This is a genomic window from Paracrocinitomix mangrovi, assembly GCF_019740355.2.
GTDB lineage: Bacteria > Bacteroidota > Bacteroidia > Flavobacteriales_D > Crocinitomicaceae > Paracrocinitomix > Paracrocinitomix mangrovi.
Genome location: NZ_CP091819.1, coordinates 3661673 through 3680563 on the forward strand (window position 1 = coordinate 3661673; position 18891 = coordinate 3680563).

An 18891-nucleotide genomic window follows, 5' to 3' on the forward strand; every position below is an offset into this window, starting at 1 on the left:
CTAAAACTTATAAATCATGGACCGTGCAAGATTCATGATCTATATTAAAACTATTAAGTCATGAAAAAAGCAGTAGTAATAATCGCACTAATACTTATTGGCCAGATGGTATTTGGCTTTGATAAGAAACAAAACTTTCAAACAATTACTGTTTCTAAAAAGACAGATTTATTAAATCCAATAAATCCTTTTGGAGAAGATTTATTTGGAAATAAAGACAAAGATAAAAGACCGGGAAAGAACAGAAGAATTCAAAGACCGGTGGGAATCAATATCGGAGCTTTAGGTCCTGGAGGTATAGCAAGTGCTTCATTGGATGGATTCATCACTCCTAAAATAGCGATAGAAGCAGGAGCAGGATTGCAAAGTTTTGAAGGAGATTTGAGTTATTTTTTAGGTGGTAGATACCACTTTTTTGGAAAAAGCAGATTGAATTTAACGCCTTATGTTGGTGCCTATACTGCCTTTCATTATAATGGTAGAGATGTACAAAATCACAGTTTATATGTGCCATTTGGATTACATAAAATCAAAAAAAGTGGTTTTAACTGGTCTGCAGAAATAGCTTACCAAAGAAGTACATTAACCGATAAAAATTTACACGGTGCATTCAAAATAGGATACAGATTTTAGCCAATCATTTAATTCCTACAATTTACAATAGGTTGAAATATACCAGGGTGTGGTTTGATAAGTATCGAACCACACTTTTTTTTGAAATGTGAATAAAAAATCTTCGATTAAAAGGTTTGAGTGATTATATTTGTAACACTATTTAAAACCATTCTAAATAAGTGATCGATCTAATACTTGCAGATAGTAACGAATTAATTCGCGTTGGCCTTAGAACAATCTTCAAGGACGAAGAGTTTAGAATCATAGGTGAAGCTGAAAGTACAGAAGAATTATTAGATCAAATCAAAACATTTAAACCTCAAGTTGTATTAATTGATTACACTTCAGATGGTTTTACAATTGACGCAGTTCCGGCAGTTAAAGCATTAGATCCACAAGTGCAAATAGTAGGAATCACGCCACTTCAAACCGCTCAAACTTTGGTGCATGCAATTAAGTCAGGAGTAACATCTTACATTAAAAAGGATTGCAGTCTTGAGGAAATAAAAAATGCTGTAGTTGAAACGGCGAATAACAATACTTTTTTTTGCGGGACTATTTTGGAAACTATCAGAACTGAAGGAATCAATATTGAAAGTATTGAGGAAGTTGATTTTAGTTGTGATCCGGTAATGTTATCAGATAGAGAAAGAGAGATTATTACATTAATTGCGGAAGGGCATACAAATGCAGCGATCTCTGAAAAACTTTTTTTAAGTAAGCATACGGTTAATACCCACCGCAAGAATATTATGGCCAAATTAGGTGTTAAAAATACCGCAGGAATTGTTATGTACGCGGTGAAAGAGAAATATACTTCTCCTAATAAGTACTTGTTTTCAGCTGATTCTTAATATTGCTCTGCAAATTGCTCAACAACTGATTCATCCGGATTAATAGCAACAGCTAATACCTTATATCCATCATCTGTTTTAGACATCACTAACCTTTCATGCATTGGTTGCTCTTGAATGTCTACTGTATAACTGAGCTTAACAGTGCTAATTCCATTGTGATACCCTCTATTAAATCCACCGGTAGAAACTCTGTTTTTATGTTCGCCCCAGCTGTGCATTAGAACTAAAACATTTCTAAAATTGCTTAATTCTGCCTCAGTAGCATATTCAGTGTCTACCAAATTGTCCATGATATATTCAATATCTCCATCATTTAATTTATTGTGAAATACTTCTGCAGCCTTTTCAGCTTCATCATTGGAACATGATATAAATACAAAAGGAATGAATAATAGCAGCAATCCGAATTTTTTCATTTTCAATTGGTTTTGTATAAATGTAAAAATTATTTTCTCTTCTCCCGGATTTCAATTATTTTTCAAAAATGAACCTTTTTAAACTAAAGGTGTAATCAATTACAAAGAGACATAAATGAAGAGAGCATTAGCTGTCATATTATTAATAGTGAGCACTTTTGGAATGGCCCAGGTTCAAGAAGGATCTAAGCTGGATATTCCGGGAACTGCGGATGAAGCGCTGAGCCAATTCATTTCTAAAAGAAACGGATTTAAGCGAAGCGGGACCAAGATGTTTAGCAAAACAGAGCAGGAGTCTTTAGAAGATTGGTGCTATGCAATGAATGATAAGTATCCGGATACATGGCAAACAAATTATGCCTGGTATTTGTGTGATGGACATTATTTAGCAAATGGTAAAAGAATTAAGGATGCTTATAACAAGGCAACTAGTGAAAGCCAGGTTGTAAAATCGCTTTTTGGATATTACAGCTTAACTGGAGATGCTGCAGGACAAAAACAACTGTTAAGTAAAGTAGCATCATATTACTCCAAAGATGTATTGTCTTATTATGAAGACATGTTGCCATCATCAGGTAGTTTGATAGTGAGTTCAGAAGAAGAAGCAATTCCTCTTTATGTATTGCAATTAAAGGGAAAAGGTAGCGGTGTTACAATTGTCAATTTGGATTATTTGGTCAATGACAGTTACAGACAAAAAATGAATGCCAAATTGGGCTTGGGAAGTACAATTTTTAATCACAATGAGGCTACTTATGTTGCGGCTGTAATGGGAAGTAAGTCAAGCTATGTTGCCACTACAGTTCCTCAGTCTTATTTGAATAATGTAAAGCCAACCTCTTATGTCACAGGATTGTGTTATCAGTTAAATATTGCAGATCAAAAAAGTGTTTTAAATGAGTTTTGGATGCAATTAGCAAATAGAGACTTTTCAGGTTTAAGTCTTAATAGTACAGAACGAAGACTTTACACCAATTACTTGCCTCCACTTTTAACGCTTTATAAACTTAAATTGAAGGGAGGAGAAAAAGATGAATTGCTACGCAAAGCTATTGTAGGGATTGCGGACAAAGTACAACAAACCAATACAGTAAAAAATATTTTAGAAACATATGAAAAAGGCTAGATAGATTTTAACCATAAAGTCGGGGTATTGGCCATGCTTCGCAAACATTTACACGGAATGCGGCTTTTTAAGAAAGATTACTCAACATACACGGACGAAGACCTGATGCGCTCTTTTATTGAGGGTGACAAGGTAGCCTTTGAGCATATTTATGCTCGGTATGAGAGCTTTATGGTGAATTTTTTCTATCGAAAATTGTGGAGTGATAGAATTAAAGCAGAGGATTTTACGCATGATTTATTTACAAAGATTATTGACAAACCGGATGCATTTGACTTGAGTAGAAACTTTAAAACTTGGTTGTTTTCGGTAGCTAATAACATGTGTAAAAATGAATATAAGAAACAAGAAGTAAGAAAAAATACAGGATATGACGTCCCTGAAGGTGTACAGGCAAAAGATGAAACAATCTTACCTGATATGGCGGTCGACAAATCCAATTTTGCCGCTCAGTTAAAAGTTGAATTAGATAAACTGAACGAAAAACACAGAGAGGTATTTATGATGCGGCATTTTGAAGGCCTCTCATTAAACGAAATAGCAGACGCGCTGGAGATCAATGCAGGCACGGTAAAGTCAAGGTTACATCATGCAACTAAGGCTTTAGCAGAGAAATTAGCGGTTTTCAGAAAAACAATGATATGATTAAAGACGCAGAAAATATCATCCTGGCTAAAGAGTATTTCGAGTTGACAGCAGAAGAACTGGAACAAGTAAGTGAATTGGTTCAAAATGCTGAAGAATACGAGGAGATGAAGTGGTTTTTAATGAGCACGCAGCAAACACTTGCAAATGAAAAAATTCAGGCAAGTCCTGAGTTGAAGAAAAGTGTGATGGATCATCTCAATCAACAAAAAGACAACAGAAAATTCTGGTTGAATGGAGTAGTAGTGTTCATGTTTCCGGAGGACAAGAAGTTACATCAAAAACCTGCTTTTCAAATGGCGATTGCAGCCCTATTGATAGTTGGGTTTTTATTCATCTATAATCGTCCAATTGACGATCAACAAATGGCATTAAATGATACCATTGAACAACCAATTGCAGATGTACCGGTTGGTGATGCTGAGTTGAAAGATCTTGAAAAAGATGTGGATGATCTTTCAAAAGAAGGTGAAATCAGTGTGGGTGAAGAACAAGTAGTAAGTGGAGATTTAGCAACAGAAGAACCATTAATGGTAACGGATGAATTATTGGCACCAGAAAATGAAGATGCCGGTGTTGACTATTTTTCACATCCTGATGGCGTTTATGGTCAGCCATTGGAAAGTACAGTTGATCAGCCAGTATTGCTAAGAGATGAAAGTAATGTTACTAGTAATGCGCAAAATAGAGAAACCAATATGGGAGGATCAATTGAACTTGATAGCAAAGTGGAGACTAAAACTACTATTGTAGGAACTTCTGATAAAACTGTTGCATCTTATGATGGTAATAAGAAAAAGGATCGCAATCAGTTGTATAAAGAACGCAAAAAAGTAGCTCAAAAAATGGAGATGGATGAATTGGCTGAAGAAGAAAGATTGGTTGATTTAGATGCAATGGAAGATGAAAAAGCTAATAATCCTTCAGGTAATGGGGTGACCACTGCAAATAACAATTCAGCTAATACTATGAATTTTTCAGTGCAACCTTCAATGGCGGATGATGTTTCAGGAGGAGCAACAGCTTATGAAATAATGCCTACTTCTTTATCTATAAGTCAAAATAAAGAATTGAATACTTTGTTCAGAACCTTTAAATAGCTTGAATAATAAAGTATTTATAACTTAAAATGCGTATTTATACGTTTTTATTATACGTATTTATACTAGTGTTTATTTTTTCAATTATTTGTAGGTTGTGCAATTCATTGGAATATACATTGAAAAATGCGCATTGGGATAGTAGAAAATGAATTTGTAACGCAGTTGCATCTTGAAAATTTGATTTTAAATTTAGGATTTGAAGTGGTTGGCTGTGCTAGAAATTATAATGAAGGATTAATTATTCACGACGAGAATTTACCTGATCTAATGCTTGTTGATATATATCTAGAAAGTGAAAAAACTGGAGTAGACCTAGTAAAAGAAATAGGTGATACCAATACTGCATTCATTTTTATTTCAGGTAATCTTGATGAGAGAACAATGGAATTAGTTTCAGAGGTTTCATTCCATGCATTTTTGTCCAAACCATTTATTAATAGTGAGTTTGATAGCCTACTCTCAGAATTCGAGAAATCCTATTTAAAAGTTTGATTATTGAGAAATGAAGGTCTTAAATATCTATTGGATATAATCTCGGGTAATTCAGATATTACTGACGAATTAATCAATGAAAATGAGTCAAGTCCTGATGTTCAAATGTTATTAACAACATTAAAAGCGGTTCAGGATTTAATCATCAGAAAAGATCAAAAAATTCTTCAGCTTGAAGAAGATAATAAGGCGTTGTTAGCTGAACTTTATGACAGAGTCAATAATAACATGCAAATAATTAGTAGTCTTCTAAGTTTGCAGTCTGATTATGTAGAAAATGAAGAAACTAAATCATTAATTAGGTATTGCCAGTACAGGTTAAAGTCAATGTCTTTAGTTCATGAAGTTTTGTATAAATCAAAAGATCTTGCGAAAATTGAGTACGGAAAGTATATTGAAATGTTGGCAAATCATTTGGCCATAACAATGAAAGGACATGATAACAAGGTTCATTTCCATTTTGATATATCTCCAATCTTGCTGAATATTGAAACAGCTATTCCTTTAGGTCTTTTGCTAAACGAAATTCTTACCAACTCTCTAAAATATGGTATTAAAGATCAAAATAAAGGGAATATTTATATCAAACTACAAGAATCAAAGTATCCAAATTATGTACTTCATATAAAAGATGATGGAGAAGGGTTTGATAATGATAAAGATTTTAGGTCAAGTGAGTCTTTGGGGCTTTTACTTATTCATAAATTGACGTTACAGCTTAAAGGAAATATTGAAAAAGTCAATCAAGAAAAAGGAACATATTACATTATTTCATTTCGGAGAATTGGATAATCTTTGAATTACTTTAGAGGATACTCCTTGTAAACTTTTTCTTGATAATATTCTGTATTGTGTTTGGACCAAATAATATTACTAGGAGGGATGCCCTGATAAGGGTGAAAAACAGCCAGGTGTTGGTCTGAGTTTAAGTAGTGAATATCCCAAATACTATTTTTACCATTGTTTGTGACCTTAACTTCCTTTTTTTTCTTCCACAAATTATGTCGCTCATCAAAGTGGTATTCTTCACAATAACCTCTACCATAAGGAATATAAAATCCGGTAATTTTCTTTTGATTTGGGTAATATGATGGATTTACAATTTCAGATAAAACAGTGTCTCTATAAAATCCGTTCAGCTCAGGTTTGCTAATGTATACTTCCCAACCATTTTTTAAACCGTTGCCGCACATATAATAGAAGTTAATAACATAATCAGCTATGCCATCATAATTGATATCAAAAACGGAATCACTTGTTGGGTAATTTGGTGAATTGTCAATCACCCACTGATTGAATATTTTTTCTCTTTCCCCTTCAGGTGTTTTTGGATATTCAATAGACAATAAACTGTCTATATAATTGTCCTTAACAGGTTCAGGAGATATACTTACATTATTTGATGCTGAAGGAATGTTTTTAGAAACGGTTTCTTCATTTTTATCGCATCCAATTAATGAAAATATTAAAATGATACTAAGATAATTTTGGGCTTTCATGCTCCAAAAATGAGAACTTAATAATAGAATTTCAAGACAGTATTTTTATTCGCTATTGGTGCAAAGGAATACTGATTGTCTGTTTTATTTTTTGTTGATTTAAATATTCCAGATGTCTTTTTTCTGAATCCAACCTTTATTGTCATTGAGGTTGATTTGAACCCAGTCATCAGAGTCAGATACTATTGAAACCTTTGCACCTTCACTTAATTTATAACTTGTTTTGGCGCCTTCTTGAGGTGAAACCAATACGTCTACCTGTTCTGTTATAACAACCCCTTGTGATTTTGAAGTGATAAGGTTTTTATGATAACTGGCTCCAACTATGCTAACAATTAAACCTATCAGTAAAATACTCGTTGACAAAAGACTAAAGTTTCTGTATTTTCTTAATCTGGATTTTACAAAAACAGTCAAAGCCAGTGATAAAAGTATAGAACAGATTATACTGATGATTGCCCAAAAGTTAATCTTATCACTAAAGGCTAATCCTTGAACCCAGTGACCTAAACCATGTCTTTGGGTATCTAATTTGTCAATAGTTTGTGCATTAGCAAATTCAAGATTAAAATTGGCATCTTCATGATCAGGGTCAATTTTAAGTGCGGATTCGTACGCCCAAATTGATTTACCTAAATCTCCATTTCTATAGTATGCATTCCCTAAATTGTAATACAATTCAACACTGTATTCACCATTGGCAATGTGCTTTGAATATGCTTCAATTGCTTCCTCGTATTTTTCACTGTTATACAGTTCATTGCCTTCTGACAATACATTTTCTTGTCCAATTGAAATTAGACTTAAAAACAGGGCAATATGTAATACAAACCACTTCACTAAATGAGTTTATTCAAGTTTTTAATCAGTTCAGCTGTTTCATCAAAAATCTCGGTAGTATTCTTATCACTCAATGGCGCATATTGGGCAATTTCAAGTTGATCCCAAATATTTTGGAAAGATGAAATGTGTGAATCATCCACATTTTGAGATTTTAAATTTTGTGTAATGCTACTTTTTGATAAGGCTGATCTTCCTATTTGAAGATGCTTCATAAAATACTCTTCAATTAGGTTTTTTAATTGTCTTAATCCTTCTTTATTGTCAAGGGTTTTTAGTTTCGGAATCTCTTTTATTACTGTCTTTTTCGTATTCTTTTGTTCTGATTTAATCAGTTCTTCATCTGATACCTTTGATTTTTTTCTACTTACAATGATCAAGAAAAAAGGAACGGCAAAAGGTCCTAGAACTAATAGCCAATAATACCATCTTCCAAAAATAAAGTCGCTATTGTCAAAAACAGTTGTTTCCCCGGTTGAAATGTGATGTATATCTTGTTCAACTTCCTGAACTTCCACTTCACCATTTGGGTTTTCAATTTTAGGCGCTTTACCTTCTTTTATTTTTAAGTCAAATTCATGTGTAGTGACAGATTTCATTGATCTTGAATCCCAGTCATAATAACTAAAAGCAAATGGCTTTACATGATAATTTCCTGCAACTTTAGGGGTGATAACGTAAGAGAATTCAATCCAACCGTCTAGTCCTTTTTCAGTAATTGCTAATTGATCATTGATACTGTCCAGGGCGCACAAAAATGTATCTGCTGAAAAGAAATAATCCGGTTCAGGTGCTTTCAAAATATTAAAATTACCCAATCCTGAAACCTTTATTTTCATGTCAAAAGCATGACCTACTTTAACATCTGTATCGCTAATTGAATGAGTAATTTCAAACTTACCTGCCATACCGTTGTAGTTTTCGGGCTTACTTACAGGAACTTCTTTTACTTTAATATCTAAGCTATTTGAATAACCCTCTCTGTACCTAGTGTTAAAGATGTCATAACTTTCTACAGCATTTCCATAGTATGGAGATATGTGAATTGTTCCCGCTTGATCGGCAAAACAAAGTTCCTGTGTCAGCACAATCACACTATAGTCTTTCCCTTTTACTTTTGTATGATATTGTTCAAAAACATGTTGCGGATCTCTTTCATCAAATAGTGGTTGTCTCCATAATGCAATTGCATCACCTTTCATTAAGTTTACAATTTCAGAAACATTCTTATCTGTATAAAGGGAAAAAGTAATGGTGAATGGCTCTCCAACAAATACTTCATCTTTACTGCTTTTTACTTCATAAAAATACGGAGCTACACCCTTACTGGCATTAAAGGCTTCTTCTGCATCAACTACATTAATTTGAATTCCATCTGCTTTACTTTTTTCGCCATCACAATTGGCTGATGCAGATTCAATGGATAAAGTACCTTTTTTCTTTGCTCTAAGGTTATAAGTGATCGTTCTAGTGCAAGTGTTGGTTTGTTTACCATTAATGATGGTAGTGCTTTGCATGCTTCCTTCATTCTGCCCCAAAACATCAAAATCTATGAATGCAGGAGGATTTAAATCGCATTTACATCCAACTGAAATTTGGTATTGAAAAATGTCATTATTGGTCACAGTATTACCACTTACTGCAACCTGAATGCTTTCAGATTGAGCAAAAACAAAATTGCTTAGCAATAGTAGTAATATGTAAAAGTGTTTAATCACCAATCTTTCTTTTGCGGTTGTCCTGTACCAACTTTTCTTTTCTGATTTATTTTTTTCTGTAGTTCTTTTTCTTTTCGGTAATAAGCATCCATGATGTTTTCAATTTGCTCCTTACTTAATTTAGGGCTCATCCCCTGACCACTTCCGTCTTGGTCTTTTTGCTCAGGTTTGTCACCTTTGTTTCCTTCAGATTCTTTATCCCCATTATCTCCTTCGTTTTGATCTTGATTCTGTTGGTTATCATTTCCTTCTTCGTCTTGATTGTCCTGATTGTCTTGTGATTCATCCTGGTTTTGGTTTTGATTGTCACCCATGTTTTGACCACCATTGCCATTTGAATTTTGTTGCTGATTTTGTTGTTGTTCCTTACTCTTTAAAAACTGTGCGTATGCCAAATTATAACGAGTTTCTTCATCAGAAGGATTCAATCTAAGGGAACTTTTATAGGCATCAATCGCCTTGTCCAATTCCTGCTTTTGCATATAAGCATTGCCCATATTGTGAAAAGCCTTTGATTTGTCATATGAAGTAGGAGCAAGATTGATGACGTTCGAGATGTGCTCAATTGCCTTGTCCGCTTGATTCATTCTGTAGTATGCATTTGCCAAATTATAGTTGGCCTTAAAATTTAATGGTGCCAAATCAACTGCTTCCAGGTAAAATCCAATTGCTCTTTCGTAGTCTGAATTTAGGTAAGCTTCGTTACCATAATACATCTTCTTTTTTACTTCATCCTGTCCAAAGGCAGGAGCTGTAAAAGCAAGTAACAATATGAAGACTATTCTATATTTCATAATCTTGTAATTTATGTACTACACCTGATCTGCTTTCTGTGATAAAGAATTCACCTATCAACAAAATCAAACCAAGTGCAAGAAACCAGTGATATTGATCTTCAAAATCTGAGTAAAGATCACTCTCCATCTCAGTTTTCTCCAATCTTTTAATGGTCTCTAACAATTCTTCCATATTAACAAAATTGCCTTCTGCTTTGGTGTATCTTCCACCTCCTGCATTAGCAATTCCTCTTAACATATCTTCATTTAACTTGGTGAAAACGGTATTGCCGGCATAGTCTTTTTTCAGGCCAATCACTTTTCCGTTTTTATATTCAGGGATAGGAGTTTCGTTGGTTGTTCCCATTCCAACAGTACTTACTATTATACCCAGCTCCTTAGCTGCGGCTGCTTTTTCCTCTGCTTCACCTTCATGATCTTCCCCATCTGACATAACAATGATGGCCTTGTTGACACCATTTTCCATATCAAAGTTTTCAATGCATTTGTCTATAGCAAGTGAAATAGATGTTCCCTGATTGGTCATCATTTCAGGTGTGATGGATTGTAAAAACATTCTAACTGCTCTGTAATCTTGTGTTAGCGGAACCTGCAAAAAGGCATCTCCGGCAAATACAAGAATGCCTATTTTATCTCCGTGTAAGTTGTGAAGCAACCTGTCTATAGACATTTTAGCAACGGTAAGTCTATCTCTACTCGGATCCAAATCCATGGCGTGCATTGAGTTTGAAATGTCTAATGCAATCAATATTTCAATTCCTTCTGCCACCATTTTATTTTTGCTTTTACCGTACTGCGGATTCGCCAAAGCAATTATCAACAAAGCCAATCCATTTCTCAATAAAAAGAACTTGAAAAATGACTTCACTTCTGAAACAGGAGTGGTTAAATATCTAAGAAGTTTGTTGGGTGCTAATTGAGAAAGGGTTTTGTTTTTCCATTGCAAAACAACAAAGTATCCCATAACCAACAGCGGTATTATTACTAATCCCCATAAAAAGAATTGATTTTCAAATCTCAATACTTCTTTATCGGCTATGTAGTAATAAAAGCTGCCCAATAATGCCCAAAAGATAACTTCCCAAATAACTACTGCTATAAGGATGTGTTTAATGTTGTATTTGTGCAAATTGTTGTCCATTAAGGAATGCTTTTCAAAGCTGTATTTTCTATTACTCTGTTCAATAAAATCAATATGATTCCCATCAATAGAAATCCATAATATTTTTCAGGCGGATTTACTTTAAAATCAAGTACTTTAACTTTAGATTTTTCTAGTTGATCAATCTCTGAATAAATATTCTTAAGCTCATCTTTGTTGCGCGCTCTAAAGTATTTCCCACCGGTCATGATGGCGATATCTGTCAATAATTCTTCGTCAATTTGGACAGGGATATTAGTGGTTAAATTCCCAATAAAAGGGTAGGGTGCAGAACCTTCTTGTCCAACTCCAATGGTATATACACAAATTCCTAATTCCTTAGCAACTTCAGCCGCTTCAGTAGGTTGAATTTGTCCTGAGTTGTTGAGTCCGTCTGTCATTAAAATGATGACTTTGCTCTTGGCGTCACTTTCACTTAAGCGGATAGCAGCGGTTATTAAACCAACTCCAATTGCTGTTCCGGGAGTTACCATTCCGGGTTTAACTTCTGATAGTTGTTGCAGTAAAAGTTCATGATCTGTTGTCATGGGTGATTGTGTATAAGCTTCAGCCTCATACACCACCAAGCCAATTCTGTCAGTTGGTCGGTCTTCAATAAAATCTTTGGCAACATCTTTAGCAGCTTCTAATCTGTTTGGTTTTAGATCTTGCGCCAACATACTTTCAGAAACATCCATTGAAATAACTATGTCTATTCCTTCAATATTTTTTTTGCGGTATTCATCAACGTCAATAGGAGCATGTGGTCTTGCTAGAGCCAATATGACATATGCAATTCCAATCATTAAAATGGATAAATTAATGTATCTGAATACAGATATCCAATTGATTTTTGCTTCACCAAAATTCCCGGTAGAAGAGATGTTTATGTGCTTAAAGTCTTGTTTTTGTTTGTAGATATACCAAACAACCATTCCTGGAATCACTAAGAGCATCCAAAAAACATGAGGGTAATCAAACTCCATGTCAAAGGGCCATATGTTAAAAGCACTAACTTTCATTTTCTTCTTTTGGCTCTTCAGTTTCTTCCTCCAATTTTGTCTTGTTTACAAAATCAATTGATTTCTCTAGCGAATCTTCTCCGTGTTGCGAGTCGGGTTTCATTTTGGCAAATTTTACCATATCCGCTTCGCTCAATATTTTTCTTAGATATACCTTATCCTCTTCACTAATATCTGCATATCTCAAGTCATTAATGATTTCTCTGGTGGTATGCTCAATGGCTTGAATTTTAAATCGTTGCTCTAGATATCTTCTTATAGTATAGGTGAGTTCAGAGTAATATTCTTTTTTGTTTTCTGTTTTCCAGGCCTCTCGTTTTTTCATCTCAATTAGAGATTTTAATGCTGTAATGTGAGCAGGTATTGGTGGAGGAGGAGGGGCCACTTTTTCTTCAGATTTATTGCGTTGCATCAATCTAACTATGAAGAACAATGCAATAAAGCCGGCAACAATTACAAACCAATGCCAGTTTTTTCTGAACCAATCTTCTAACTTTTCTCCAAATGAATAATCAACACCGTAATTCCCCTTAATGTCTTTAATGGTTTGGGTAGTGTCTACTTCAACAGTGTGTACAATTAGTTCGGTAGGATTTGTTAGATAAGTTGAATCATTCAATTCAACAGGTAGTGGTTTTAATTTATGAATACCTGCATCAAAACAAGTTACCGTAAACTCTTGTTGATGAACATAAATCCCTTTAGCTGAATCAACAATTTTAGTGTGGTCAACAGTGCGGTCTAATATTTCAATGTATTCAGTAAGATTTTCATCAAATTGTGGCCAGGCTATCCTTGCTTTTTGTTCAGGATCCTGAAATTCCATGCTTAAAACAAAGGTTGTTTGTTCTCCAATTTTCAACTCAGGTTGACGAAAAAGCATAGAAGCTTTTTGTCCCATTGAAAAGGAAGGTAAAACCAGTAATATGTATAAAAGCCACTTCATTAACGGTTCTTAAATAGATTCATTAGTGGCTTTATATACCCTTCATCAGTATAAATTTCTGCGAAATCTGTTTTTGATCTTCTGAAGAGTTTGCGGCTGGCTTCATTTTTTTCTTCAGCTGCTTTTTTATAATTGTCCCTCACTTTTTTAGAAGAGGTATTGATCCATTTAACTTCTCCTGTTTCCAGATCTTTGAATTGAGCAACTCCAACATTTGGTAGTTCTTGCTCCGCTTTATCCTGAACCTTTAACGCAACAACATCATGTTTGCGGGATGCAATTTTAATAGCGTCCGAGAAGTCATCAGATAAAAAGTCGCTTACCACAAAAGCAATACTTTTCTTTTTTACCATTTTAGAAAAGTACTTGAGCGCTTCAGAAATATTAGTCCCTTTGTGTTTTGGTTCGTAGTTAATAAGTTCTCTAATTATTCTAAGAATATGAGATTTACCTTTTTTTGGCGGGATAAACATCTCTATTTGTTCAGAGAACATTATTAAACCAATTCGATCATTGTTAGATACAGCCGAGAACGCTAGTACTGCGCAAAGTTCGGTAATGGTTTCTCGTTTTATTTGATTTCTAGTACCAAACATTTCTGAACCTGAAACATCTACAATTAACATCACTGTTAATTCACGTTCTTCTTCAAAAACCTTTACAAAAGGCTCATTAAATCTGGCAGTTACGTTCCAATCTATAGTTCTAATTTCGTCTCCAACTGCATAATCTCTAACTTCACTAAAAGCCATTCCTCTTCCTTTAAAGGCAGAATGGTACTCACCAGAAAAAATCTGATTACTGAGACCCTTAGTTTTGATCTCAATCTTACGTACTTTTTTTATGAGTTCTTTAGTATCCAATTGACGCTCGTTATCCTTAATGCTAATTATGGTACTTCAACAAAATCCATGATTTTATTTACCAAATCAGCTTGTGTTACATCTTCTGCTTCTGCTTCATAAGTCAAACCAATTCTGTGTCTTAAAACATCAGGACAAACTGCACGAACATCTTCAGGAATCACAAATCCTCTTCTATTGATAAAAGCGTAAGCTTTGGCTGCAAGGGCCATATTGATAGATGCTCTTGGAGATGCGCCAAAACCAATAAGTGGACTTAAGTCACTTAAACCATAATCTCCGGGAATTCTTGTAGCGTAAACCAGGTCAACAATGTATTTTTCAATTTTTTCATCCAGGTAAACTTCCTTAACCAAGTCTTTTGCCTTTAAGATTTGATCAATGTTTACAACCGCATTCGCTTTAGGAAAACCTTGAGATGAAATATTTTGACGCACAATTAATTGCTCCTCTTCTTTTGAAGGGTAATCCAGATAAACCTTTAACATAAAACGGTCAACCTGCGCTTCAGGCAAAGGATAAGTCCCTTCTTGCTCAACCGGATTTTGAGTTGCCATTACTAAAAATGGTTTTGGCAATTCATATGTAGTGTCGCCTAAAGTAACTTGTCTTTCTTGCATTGCTTCAAGAAGGGCTGATTGTACTTTTGCCGGAGCTCTATTGATCTCATCTGCCAAAATAAAATTGGCAAATATTGGTCCTTGTTTAACAGTAAAATCTTCCTGTTTTTGATTGTAGATCATAGTTCCGACAACGTCAGCAGGCAACAAGTCAGGTGTAAATTGAATCCTGTTAAAGTTTCCGCCTATGGTATCAGATAATGTTTTAATGGCCAATGTTTTTGCAAGTCCAGGAACACCTTCTAATAAGATGTGTCCATTTGCTAACAAACCGATCATTAATCTGTCGATCATGTAAGTTTGCCCAACAATTACTTTGCTAATTTCTTGGTTCATCAGGTCGATAAAGGCACTACCTTCCTGAATTTTTGCGTTGATCTGCTCAATACTGGCAGACGACTGATTAGTTGGCATTTCTTCCATTTTTCTTTGGTTTTGGTTGAATTCCTAAAGGATATCCCGGTTGTTCTACAAATTTAACCAGAGTATACGCCTAATCTTTGCACATGATTGTTAAGAATTGTTAACAGGCTTAAATCCAGTAAAGACAAAGCTTTCAGTTGGTAAAAAACTGTTAAAAAAATGCAAGATTTAACAAAAGTTAATTAGCAGTCGGCAAGAGCAACTTTGATGGCTAAACCTCCTTGAGAAGTTTCTTTGTATTTGGCATTCATGTCTTTAGCGGTATCCCACATGGTATTGATTACCTGATCTAAAGTTACTTTGACATTTTTTGGATCTGAGTCAATGGCAAGTTCAGCAGCATTAATTGCTTTTATTGCTCCCATTGAATTTCTTTCAATGCACGGAACCTGTACAAGTCCTCCAATTGGATCACATGTTAGGCCAAGATGGTGTTCCATGGCAATTTCTGCCGCTATTAATACTTGATCCGGAGTTCCGCCTAAAAGCTCAGTAAGTGCACCTGCAGCCATTGCAGATGAAACACCAATTTCTGCCTGACATCCACCCATGGCAGCTGATATAGTTGATCCTTTTTTGAAGATGGATCCAATTTCACCGGCCACAAGTAAAAATCGCTTGATTTCTTCCATGCCGGCTTCGTGATTTTCAATTGTTAGGTAATACATTAACACAGCCGGAATTACACCTGCACTTCCATTAGTTGGTGCAGTTACAACTCGCCCCAATGATGCGTTAACTTCATTTACAGCAAGCGCATAACAACTCACCCATTTTAGTATTTGTCTAAATTTTACTTCTGTTTTTCGGATTGAATCCAGCCATTCCTGTGGTGTATTGTATTGTACATCCCCAATTAGGTTTTTATGACTGTCGTAAGCTCTTCTTCTTACATTTAATCCTCCGGGTAAGGTTCCTTCAGTATGACATCCAATATACATGCACTCAAGCATGGTGTTCCAAATTCGTTCTAATTCACTATGAATTTCTGCGGGTTGTCTAAGTACTTTTTCATTTTCAAAAACTATATCAGAGATATTTTTATTTTGCTCTGCACAGTATTTTTTCAAATTTTCACCTGTGGCTATTGGGAATGGATATTCGGCAGCATTTTGAATTTCTACTGCTTCTTCATCATGTCTTTCTTGTACTATGAATCCTCCACCAATGGAATAGTAAAATTCCATGCGATCTGATCCGTCAATAAAATGAGCAGTAAAGCGCATTCCGTTAGCATGAAAAGGAAGGAAATCTGCGTTAAAAATGATGTCTTTATCGGGATCAAAATCTATTTCATTGATTCCTCCCATTTTTAACTTTTTATGCTCTTTCAGTTTTAATATGATTCCGCTAATATCTTCTACAGGAACATATTCAGGATCTGCACCTGACAAACCTAGCATAATAGCCAAATCTGTAGCGTGCCCTTTGCCTGTTAATGAAAGTGAACCGTATAAATCTATTGTCAGCGATTTAATACTGTCAATCTGTTGATCTTGAATGAGGGTATGAATGAATTTTTCAGCAGCTCTCCACGGTCCTAAAGTGTGAGAACTTGAAGGTCCCACACCAATTTTTAGCATATCAAAAGTGCTGATGTATTCCATATTCGCCGGCAAAGGTAATCTACTTTTTGTCATGTAAAACCCCAATGGTTAAATCAATTACACAACAGATGAAGAAATGTTAAGAATCAAATATTAATCAATCGTTAAATTCAGTTTTTTATTTATTTGAAGCCTCAATTGCTTTTCTAACTGAACCGTGTTTTAAGAGTAAGTCCTTGGCAACTTCATAATCTACATTTAATTCATGCATAATCATTTTTGTACCTCTATCTACTAGTTTGTTGTTGCTCAATTGCATGTCTACCATCTTGTTTCCTTTCACTCTTCCCAGGCCAATCATAATTGAAGTAGAAATCATGTTAAGAACTAGTTTTTGGGCTGTGCCTGATTTCATTCTTGTGCTTCCTGTTACAAATTCAGGTCCTACAATAGGGGTGATTGGGTACGTGGAAAAAGCTGCCAGGTCACTTTCCGGATTCATGGTGATACAAGCTGTTAGAATATTATTTTTATTGGCATGCTGAATAGCACCAATCACATATGGTGTGCTACCTGAGGCTGCTATTCCAACTAGAGAATCAAGATCATTTATGTTGTGTTCCTGTAAGTCTTTCCAGCCTTGCTCTGTGTCGTCTTCAGCAAATTCCACAGCCTTTCTCATGGCTTTATCTCCACCAGCCATTAATCCGATTACAATTCCATGATCAACTCCGAAAGTTGGAGGACATTCTGATGCATCAACAATTCCCAATCTGCCTGAAGTTCCCGCCCCTATGTAAAAAAGTCGTCCTCCCATTTCCATTCTATCTAAAGCTTTTTCTACAAATGCTTCTATTTGAGGAATCACTTTTTCAACAGCTTTTGGCACTAACTGGTCTTCTTTATTAATGTTGACCAATAACTCATTTATGCTCATGTCCTCTAACTTGTCATAGTTAGAATTGCTTTCCGTGATTTTTTTTGAATAATTCATTAATCTTCTAAAATTAATTTTGCCAGCTCTTTTCCTACTAAACTTCCAATTGCTACTCCCATTCCGCCTAATCTAATTCCGCAATAAATATTGTTGTCCAGTTTTTGAATAATAGGAGATTTATTTTGACCAACACCCATGGTTCCAGCCCATTGATGTTCGATTTCAAAAGGTGTGTTCGGAATTATTTTTTCGCTTAGCAGTTTTTTGAGATGAGATATGATTTTATCTGTGGTATTCATATCTGTGGTAGTTTCTCCTTCAAAATCAAGGTTTCTTCCCCCACCAAATAGTATCCTCTTTCCAATATTTCTGAAATAATAATATCCTTGATCAAAATGATAGATGCCTTCAAACTTTAAATCCGGAATTTCATTGGTGACAACTACCTGGGCCCTTGCTGGTTCTACATCCATGTTGGGAAAAAACCTTTTGGAAAACCCATTTGTACAGACAATTAACTTGTCATATGGGAATTTGCCAAAATTCGTCTCTATGGCCTTTTCTGATAGATCTTTTACTTCGATTCCGTTTAATATGTTGATTTCAAGTGAACAGGCTTTATTGAGCAACGTTTTCATCATTTTTCCTGTATCTATTTGACCTTCTGCAGCATGACTAATTGCCCTATTAAATCCTCCAAATCCTGAATTTTCACAAATTGAATCATTTTTTTGAAAAACAATAGGCTTACCCGTGACTTGTTCTAATTGTTTGTTTAAATAATTCAGATTACCCAGACATTTTTCGTAAAGTTCAGCTGATCCATCATCAAAAAGTTCATATGAACCTAAAGCCTGGTAGCCAATATTGTCTTTTCCTAATAGATCATTTAAGTTTAAAAGGCCTTTCCATCTTTTTGCTACAGTAGCAAATACTTCTTCTTCACTATTTTTGGTAAGGTCATCTAATAATTCAGATGGACTTCCAATACATGAAAAACCTGCATTTTTAGTACTGGCACCAGAAGGTAAAAATCCTCTCTCTAAAACTGTTACTTTTTTATCAGGTTCGCGTTGTTTTAAGTAGATAGCGGTAGAAAGTCCAACAATACCTGATCCGATAATTAGAAAGTCGGAATGGAAAGCAAAGGATTCTTTTTCCCAGTAACTTAAATTGTGTACATCTATCATATCGATAATTTGCTCATTTATCTCGGTTTTTTTTGAGATATTTGTAAGAATAGAGCAACTTTTAAAGATAAAGGGATATGGGACAGGATTTGTT

Annotated in this window: 20 protein-coding genes; 7 read left to right on the plus strand and 13 right to left on the minus strand. The window is 34.9% G+C overall.

The window, feature by feature from the left end:
- Positions 1 to 60: 60 nt before the first annotated feature.
- Both K6119_RS16350 and K6119_RS16355 read left to right on the plus strand, forming a co-directional pair.
- Positions 61 to 633 (plus strand): hypothetical protein, encoded by a 573-nt coding sequence (locus K6119_RS16350; RefSeq protein WP_221833394.1) that lies wholly within the window; start codon positions 61 to 63, stop codon positions 631 to 633.
- 161 nt (positions 634 to 794) lie between these two features.
- Positions 795 to 1469, plus strand: coding sequence for a response regulator transcription factor (locus K6119_RS16355; protein WP_221833395.1), 675 nt, complete (start codon positions 795 to 797; stop codon positions 1467 to 1469).
- On the opposite strand, the gene K6119_RS16360 is transcribed toward K6119_RS16355, so the two are convergent.
- A complete protein-coding gene (locus tag K6119_RS16360) occupies positions 1466 to 1888 on the minus strand; it encodes a hypothetical protein (RefSeq protein WP_221833396.1) in 423 nt (140 codons plus the stop codon). The genes K6119_RS16355 and K6119_RS16360 overlap by 4 nt on opposite strands.
- A 115-nt stretch (positions 1889 to 2003) precedes the next feature.
- On the opposite strand from K6119_RS16360, the gene K6119_RS16365 reads away from it, so the two are divergent.
- The 5 genes from K6119_RS16365 (at position 2004) to K6119_RS16385 (ending at position 6046) form a co-directional block, all read left to right on the plus strand.
- The gene (locus K6119_RS16365; protein ID WP_221833397.1) at positions 2004 to 3014 is read left to right on the plus strand and encodes a hypothetical protein; all 1011 of its coding nucleotides are present in this window, start codon (positions 2004 to 2006) and stop codon (positions 3012 to 3014) included.
- 57 nt (positions 3015 to 3071) lie between these two features.
- Positions 3072 to 3659 carry an RNA polymerase sigma factor gene (locus K6119_RS16370; protein ID WP_221833398.1) on the plus strand — a complete coding sequence of 196 codons (588 nt, stop codon included), beginning with the start codon at positions 3072 to 3074 and terminating at the stop codon, positions 3657 to 3659.
- Complete coding sequence (locus K6119_RS16375) at positions 3656 to 4759, plus strand: hypothetical protein (protein WP_221833399.1); 1104 nt, start codon at positions 3656 to 3658, stop codon at positions 4757 to 4759. The genes K6119_RS16370 and K6119_RS16375 overlap by 4 nt, the downstream gene beginning before the upstream one ends.
- A 126-nt stretch (positions 4760 to 4885) precedes the next feature.
- Positions 4886 to 5254, plus strand: a complete 369-nt coding sequence (locus tag K6119_RS16380; protein WP_221833400.1) for a response regulator — start codon at positions 4886 to 4888, stop codon at positions 5252 to 5254.
- Between the two features lie 3 nt (positions 5255 to 5257).
- Positions 5258 to 6046, plus strand: a complete 789-nt coding sequence (locus tag K6119_RS16385) for a sensor histidine kinase (protein WP_221833402.1) — start codon at positions 5258 to 5260, stop codon at positions 6044 to 6046.
- An 8-nt stretch (positions 6047 to 6054) separates the two neighbouring features.
- Here K6119_RS16385 and K6119_RS16390 read toward each other — a convergent pair whose 3' ends face one another.
- From K6119_RS16390 to K6119_RS16445, 12 genes are all read right to left on the minus strand, one after another.
- Positions 6055 to 6753 (minus strand): hypothetical protein, encoded by a 699-nt coding sequence (locus tag K6119_RS16390; protein ID WP_221833404.1) that lies wholly within the window; start codon positions 6751 to 6753, stop codon positions 6055 to 6057.
- Between the two features lie 99 nt (positions 6754 to 6852).
- Positions 6853 to 7593 (minus strand): tetratricopeptide repeat protein, encoded by a 741-nt coding sequence (locus tag K6119_RS16395; protein ID WP_221833405.1) that lies wholly within the window; start codon positions 7591 to 7593, stop codon positions 6853 to 6855.
- A complete protein-coding gene (locus K6119_RS16400) occupies positions 7593 to 9311 on the minus strand; it encodes a BatD family protein (RefSeq protein WP_221833407.1) in 1719 nt (572 codons plus the stop codon). Before K6119_RS16400 ends, K6119_RS16395 begins: the two co-directional genes overlap by 1 nt.
- A complete protein-coding gene (locus K6119_RS16405) occupies positions 9308 to 10105 on the minus strand; it encodes a tetratricopeptide repeat protein (protein WP_221833409.1) in 798 nt (265 codons plus the stop codon). Before K6119_RS16405 ends, K6119_RS16400 begins: the two co-directional genes overlap by 4 nt.
- On the minus strand, positions 10095 to 11249 hold the full coding sequence (locus K6119_RS16410) for a vWA domain-containing protein (RefSeq protein WP_221833411.1): 1155 nt from the start codon (positions 11247 to 11249) through the stop codon (positions 10095 to 10097). The genes K6119_RS16405 and K6119_RS16410 overlap by 11 nt, the downstream gene beginning before the upstream one ends.
- Positions 11249 to 12271, minus strand: a complete 1023-nt coding sequence (locus K6119_RS16415) for a vWA domain-containing protein (protein WP_237828043.1) — start codon at positions 12269 to 12271, stop codon at positions 11249 to 11251. Before K6119_RS16415 ends, K6119_RS16410 begins: the two co-directional genes overlap by 1 nt.
- The gene (locus tag K6119_RS16420; RefSeq protein ID WP_221833413.1) at positions 12261 to 13217 is read right to left on the minus strand and encodes a hypothetical protein; all 957 of its coding nucleotides are present in this window, start codon (positions 13215 to 13217) and stop codon (positions 12261 to 12263) included. The genes K6119_RS16415 and K6119_RS16420 overlap by 11 nt, the downstream gene beginning before the upstream one ends.
- Entirely contained in the window at positions 13217 to 14080 is an 864-nt protein-coding gene (locus K6119_RS16425; protein ID WP_221833415.1) for a DUF58 domain-containing protein, read from the minus strand. The genes K6119_RS16420 and K6119_RS16425 overlap by 1 nt, the downstream gene beginning before the upstream one ends.
- Before the next feature lie 26 nt (positions 14081 to 14106).
- Positions 14107 to 15114 carry an AAA family ATPase gene (locus K6119_RS16430; RefSeq protein ID WP_418889091.1) on the minus strand — a complete coding sequence of 336 codons (1008 nt, stop codon included), beginning with the start codon at positions 15112 to 15114 and terminating at the stop codon, positions 14107 to 14109.
- A 191-nt stretch (positions 15115 to 15305) separates the two neighbouring features.
- The gene (locus tag K6119_RS16435) at positions 15306 to 16730 is read right to left on the minus strand and encodes an L-serine ammonia-lyase (RefSeq protein ID WP_221833719.1); all 1425 of its coding nucleotides are present in this window, start codon (positions 16728 to 16730) and stop codon (positions 15306 to 15308) included.
- A gap of 118 nt (positions 16731 to 16848) precedes the next feature.
- On the minus strand, positions 16849 to 17664 hold the full coding sequence (gene murQ / locus K6119_RS16440) for an N-acetylmuramic acid 6-phosphate etherase (protein ID WP_221833419.1): 816 nt from the start codon (positions 17662 to 17664) through the stop codon (positions 16849 to 16851).
- Positions 17664 to 18797: an NAD(P)/FAD-dependent oxidoreductase gene (locus K6119_RS16445; RefSeq protein ID WP_221833422.1), complete on the minus strand. Its 1134-nt coding sequence runs from the start codon at positions 18795 to 18797 to the stop codon at positions 17664 to 17666. The genes murQ and K6119_RS16445 overlap by 1 nt, the downstream gene beginning before the upstream one ends.
- Between the last annotated feature and the right edge of the window lie 94 nt (positions 18798 to 18891).